Here is a 254-nt window from a genome sequence, read left to right as displayed (position 1 = left end):
ACTCTCGCCGCACCGGGCGCAGAGCCAAGTACATCCAGTACGAGGCTCCACGCCCGGCACGCCGAGAGCACGCACCTGACGCCGCGAGGCCGCCCTCCGGGCGACGACGGGAATTGTCAGACAGGCCCTAGTTGTATTGACCCGCAGGGTTGTTCACGCGGCTGATCGGTGGGTGGCCGCCGAGTGCGGTGTGGCAGCGGTGGTGGTTGTAGGTGTGCAGGAGTCTGTCAGAGCTTCGGACCGTTCGTGGTTGC

At 66.5% G+C, this 254-nt stretch carries 1 pseudogene; it reads right to left on the bottom strand.

Annotated features, from left to right (window positions below):
• Nucleotides 1-127 precede the first annotated feature (127 nt).
• Nucleotides 128-254 (bottom strand): annotated as a pseudogene (locus tag DMH12_RS38840) (IS481 family transposase); the annotation flags it as partial.

Origin of the sequence: Streptomyces sp. WAC 04229 (genome assembly GCF_003947455.1) — a bacterium.
Taxonomy (GTDB): Bacteria; Actinomycetota; Actinomycetes; order Streptomycetales; family Streptomycetaceae; genus Streptomyces.
This window is presented reverse-complemented; position numbering and strand designations above follow the sequence as displayed.